At 63.9% G+C, this 4,584-nt stretch carries 4 protein-coding genes and 1 pseudogene; 3 read left to right on the top strand and 2 right to left on the bottom strand.

Going from position 1 to position 4,584, the window contains the following annotated elements:
- Positions 1-225: pseudogene (locus tag BM249_RS20845) on the bottom strand (IS630 family transposase); the annotation flags it as partial.
- A 601-nt stretch (positions 226-826) separates the two neighbouring features.
- On the opposite strand from BM249_RS20845, the gene BM249_RS20850 reads away from it, so the two are divergent.
- Together BM249_RS20850 and BM249_RS20855 are read left to right on the top strand one after the other, a co-directional pair.
- Positions 827-2,524 (top strand): methyl-accepting chemotaxis protein, encoded by a 1,698-nt coding sequence (locus BM249_RS20850; RefSeq protein ID WP_425284860.1) that lies wholly within the window; start codon positions 827-829, stop codon positions 2,522-2,524.
- 372 nt (positions 2,525-2,896) lie between these two features.
- Positions 2,897-3,163, top strand: a complete 267-nt coding sequence (locus tag BM249_RS20855; RefSeq protein WP_091975529.1) for a hypothetical protein — start codon at positions 2,897-2,899, stop codon at positions 3,161-3,163.
- A 346-nt stretch (positions 3,164-3,509) separates the two neighbouring features.
- On the opposite strand, the gene BM249_RS20860 is transcribed toward BM249_RS20855, so the two are convergent.
- Complete coding sequence (locus BM249_RS20860; RefSeq protein WP_177232483.1) at positions 3,510-4,169, bottom strand: aminotransferase-like domain-containing protein; 660 nt, start codon at positions 4,167-4,169, stop codon at positions 3,510-3,512.
- A gap of 178 nt (positions 4,170-4,347) precedes the next feature.
- On the opposite strand from BM249_RS20860, the gene BM249_RS20865 reads away from it, so the two are divergent.
- Positions 4,348-4,584 (top strand): transposase family protein (locus tag BM249_RS20865; protein WP_143103834.1); only part of this gene is annotated, 237 nt, incomplete at its 3' end.

Raw genomic sequence — 4,584 nt, forward strand, 5'->3', positions numbered from 1 at the left:
GACCCAATCACGCACCGTCTGCAATCCGACCCCGCCGATCGCGGCCGCCTCCGAGCGCAGACCACCCGCGGCGATCACAGACAGCGCCAACAGGCGGCGGGTCTGGGCCGGGTCACGCGACCCCTTGGCCAGGACGCGCAGGGCCTCGGCATCAAAATCCGACCGCAGCGGTACCGGAGCAGCCATCGCATCCTCCTCAGGCTCCAAAACCAAAGGAAAGAACATGACCCGGATAGCGACGCTACCCCACGTGAGTCTCGCTCAACGAGGCTTGGTATTAGTTTGATTGTTTTAACCTCTGACAAAAAAATCTCTCTTCTCATGATGCTGCCAAGCTGCCGCTATCGCGGTCTGAAAACATTGCTTGTGGGAGAGAGGATCTACCGTAGTCGATGGCCTCTCGATCGCGGATCTCTCATCCGATCTCGATGGAACTCATGGCAGGCGAGTTCACTTCGAGCGTTTTCCTTCGGGATCTTGCTCTCATCCCTACGCTCTCCGAAGACCAGGCCGGGTTTAGGCGCTCTGGGTAACGGCCACGTCGCGCAAACCCGCTATGCCGAGGATACAACCCTGTTCCGATCCACTCGAAGCAAGTAATACCCCTAGGTTGAGGAGGGATTAGCTTTTATTGCACGGAAGGTCGCATTTTATTACATTGACTGAATATATCCCTGATTTAAAAAAATTCAAAACCACTATACGAACAAATGCGGTCTACCAAGACGCGACTTCAGTAAAATTTTTTGCTCATACTCTCAGAATTAGGATATTCTACAGCATATATGATGGATCATTCCGCTCGGGGAAACGCCTCGTCAGGTTGATCGTCATGCTGCGCAGTTCGAAGATCGTCGTCAAAGCATTCGTGCCGCTGATCGTCATGGCGATCATGGCCTCAGGGCTGATGTTCTATGCGACGGCGAGCCTCGACGCGCTCGCCAAGCAGACCCGCCAGGTTGTCGACGTACAGGCCGTCCGGCTCGAGCAGATGTTGCGTGTGGAGAGCAACTCGACCGAGGCCGCCACCATGGCTCGGAACATCATCCTCGAGACGCGCGAGAAGGAGATGGGGGCCTTCAAGGACCGCTACGATGCCGCGGTGAAGGCTTCGCTCGATGCGATCGCCACCCTGCATACGCTCTCCGACACCCCCCAGCGCAAGGCCTTCAACCAGATGCTCCAGAGCACCCTGATGGAGTTCTATGCCACCAACGACAAGGTGGTCGCCCTCGCCCTCAAGAACGACAACCAGACCGCCACCACGGTCCTGTTCACCGAAGGCCGCGCCGCCCGCGCCAAACTCAGGGGTCTGCTGAAGGAGCGGATCGACCTCCTGAACCTCGAGCTGCGGCAGGCGCGTGACGACGCGGAGCAGGCCGTGGTGAATGCGGAGCGGATGCTGATCGGCGCTTCCGTGGCGGGCCTGCTCGTCGTGAGCGCGATCGCGGCTCTGATCGTGATCTTCGGCATCACCCGTCCGCTCGGCAATTTGGTGGGCGTGCTGCAGCGCATGGCCCGGGGCGAGATTGATGCCGATATCCGGGAGGCCGCACGCGGCGACGAGATCGGCGCCGTCGGCAAGGCGGTCGAGGGCATCAAGGCCATGGTCGCTCGCAAGGCCGCCGAGGAGGCCGAGGTTCGGCGCATCGCCGACGCGGCGGCCGACTCCGAGCGCCAACGCACGATGATCGAACTCGCCGCCGGCTTCGAGCGCGCCGTCGGTGGCATCGTCGGCCTGGTCTCGTCGTCGGCCATCGAACTCCAGGCCACCGCCCAGCAGATGACCGCCACCGCCAACCAGGCGACCGCACAATCCTCCGGCGTCGCCGCCGCCGCCGGGGAAGCGGCCGCCAACGTCAACACCGTCGCGGCCGCCGCCGAGGAGCTCGGTTCGTCGGTGATCGAGATTGGCCGGCAGGTCACCGGTTCGGCCGAACTCGCGCAGGTCGCCGTCGGCGAGGCCGACCGGACCGCCGCCCTGGTCCAGGCGCTGAGCCAGACCGCGGACCGCATCGGCGACATGGTGGGCATGATCTCGAGCATCGCCGCACAGACCAATCTCCTGGCGCTCAACGCCACGATCGAGGCGGCTCGCGCCGGCGAGGCGGGGCGCGGCTTTGCCGTCGTGGCGGCCGAGGTGAAGGCCCTGGCCGACCAGACCGCCAAGACGACCGACGCGATCGCCCGACAGATCGGGGAAGTGCAGGGCGTGACCGGCCAAGCGGTGGCGGCGATCGGCGGCATCACAGGGCGCATCCGCGAGATCGATAGCGTGGCCGCCTCGATCGCGGCGGCAGTGGAGCAGCAGGGGGCGGCGACGCAGGAGATCGTGCGCAACGTGGCGCAGGCCTCGGCCGGCACCCAAGCGGTGACGGGCAACATCGCCAGCGTGGCCCAGGCGTCGGAGGAGACCGGGGCGGCGGCCGGTCAGGTGCTGTCGGCGGCCTCCGAGCTGTCGCGGCAATCCGAGAATCTCAGCGCCGAGGTCGGCAGCTTCCTCGCCACCGTGCGCGCTGCCTGATGAGAGTATGGCGCAGGTCCATATCCTCCCGGTCCGACCTCACCGACCCGGGGAGGTGAACCGCCTGTTGGCGGATCTGGCTACGGCCGATGCCCGCGGCCATGATCTCAGCTCGCGGGTGCCGCACATCCAGGCCAGCGGTGAGGCTCTTTTAGGAACTGAGTGTCCAGTTCCAGGACCGGATCGAGGATCCGGAACAGTCGCTCGGCCGAAACGGCCTGCAACACCACGTTTGCCTCACTGGCCTACGATGCCTGCTCGAAGGCACTCCAACGTTTGTGGGCTCGCCCAGCGGATCCCCCGAAGCATGGACCTCGGTGGTGCCCCGTTCCGACGACCCTGCAACCACGATGTAGCCACGGGAGCCCGACCTTGGGCGCGCTCTTGGTGATCTCGGACGACCTGCCCCTGACCGTGTGCCTGGTTCGTGCCCTCGGTCTGGAACACCGATGCACCGTCCATGATCTCTATGACGAGGCCGCGCCCCTGGACCAGTCCGACCTGATCGGCAGCGATGTGGCGCGGCTCACCTCGGAGGCGATTGTCCGGCTCCAGCGGCTGTTGGGGCCGCAGCGCGCGACGGGCGCGCGCCTCAGCCTCCTCGCAAAAGAGTCCCAAGTGCCGCTCCGGCGCTTCTGATTGTCTCGAGTGTGAGAGACGCGTAAACCACCACGAGGCCCGTCACGAAGCCCTCTTCCGTATGCTTCGCCGCCGTGTGCAGCAGGAAGCCCCTCGCTCGGCATCGGTCATGGAAGCGCTCGAAATCGAGCCCATCCGGAAGTCGAAGGAAGAAGTGGAACCCGCCGTGATCTCCTGAAACATCCAGGTTGCTGCCGTAAGCGTCTTGGATGGAGGTGAGAGTGGTTCGGCACTTTTCTTGATAGACCCGCCCCATGCGCCGGATATGCTGCGCGCAGTGCCCTTCCGATATGAAATGTGTTAAGATGCGACGGTCGAGCGCGCTGTTGTTCCGCCCCGTTTCGCCTCAAAGCCTCTGGACCTTCGATCTCATTGATTTCGGCACAAGGTATCCGGTCCGTAGGGTCGGAAACAGCACCTTGTTGAAGCTCCCCGCGTGGATCACGCGATCATCGATGTCCATCGCCTTGAAAGCCGGGAACCTCGCGGTGTCGAAAGAAAATTCACCGTCGTAGTCGTCTTCGATGATGTAGGCATTCGCCCAGGCGGCCCAGGCAAGCAGCTTCTGCCGTCGCTCGAACGACAGGCGAACGCCGAGCGGCGACTGATGAGACGGCGTGACGATGCAGAGCTTGGCGTTCGGGGCCATCTCCTCCGCCGCGTCGACCCGCAGGCCATGGTCGTCGACGGAGATAGGAACCGATGCGAGGCGGTGGACGCCGATGAGGGCTTCCGCGCCGGCATAACCCGGCGCCTCCATCCAGACCGTGTCTCCGGGGCGCGTCAGGCTGCGAAGACACAGGTCCAGCCTGTGCCGCGTTCCGGTCGTAATGATGATGTCGTCGGGATCACAATTGATGCCTCGGGCATAGCCGAGATAGTGAGAAATCTGATTCCTCAATTCCAGATGGCCCGCCGGATCAGGGTCGTAGAAGAAGCTGTTGTCGGTCTCCGATAGGGCGCGTTGAGCCAGTTTTCTCCACGTCCGGATCGGAAACAGGGACACATCGGTCTCGCGAGCGATGAACGGTTTTTCCCGCGTTCAGGCGAAACAGGGACGGATGCTCGTCGATCGCAAAGCCCTGTGATCGGCCCCCACGGGGTGGTTCATCGCCGAGTTTGGTGGATCGAGGAGCGAGACAGGGAGGTCTTGGTGTGGGGGGGTCGGCCTCGCAGATCGGGGCATGACCCAGTTCTTCCCTGTGCCCGGCTGCCGCCTCGTCCGTATCGTGCGGGGCGGCCCCACCGCGATCACCCTCGTCGCCGAAGCGAGACGCGATCACGCCCGCTGCCCGACCTGCCGGGCGGTCAGCACCTCGGTCCATAGCCGGTATCGGCGCCGGCCTGCCGATCTGCCAGCCAGCGGCAAGGCCGTCCGGCTACATCTGGAGGTTCGGCGCTTCTACTGCCGCAACCCGGCC

The organism is Methylobacterium gossipiicola (assembly GCF_900113485.1).
GTDB lineage: Bacteria > Pseudomonadota > Alphaproteobacteria > Rhizobiales > Beijerinckiaceae > Methylobacterium > Methylobacterium gossipiicola.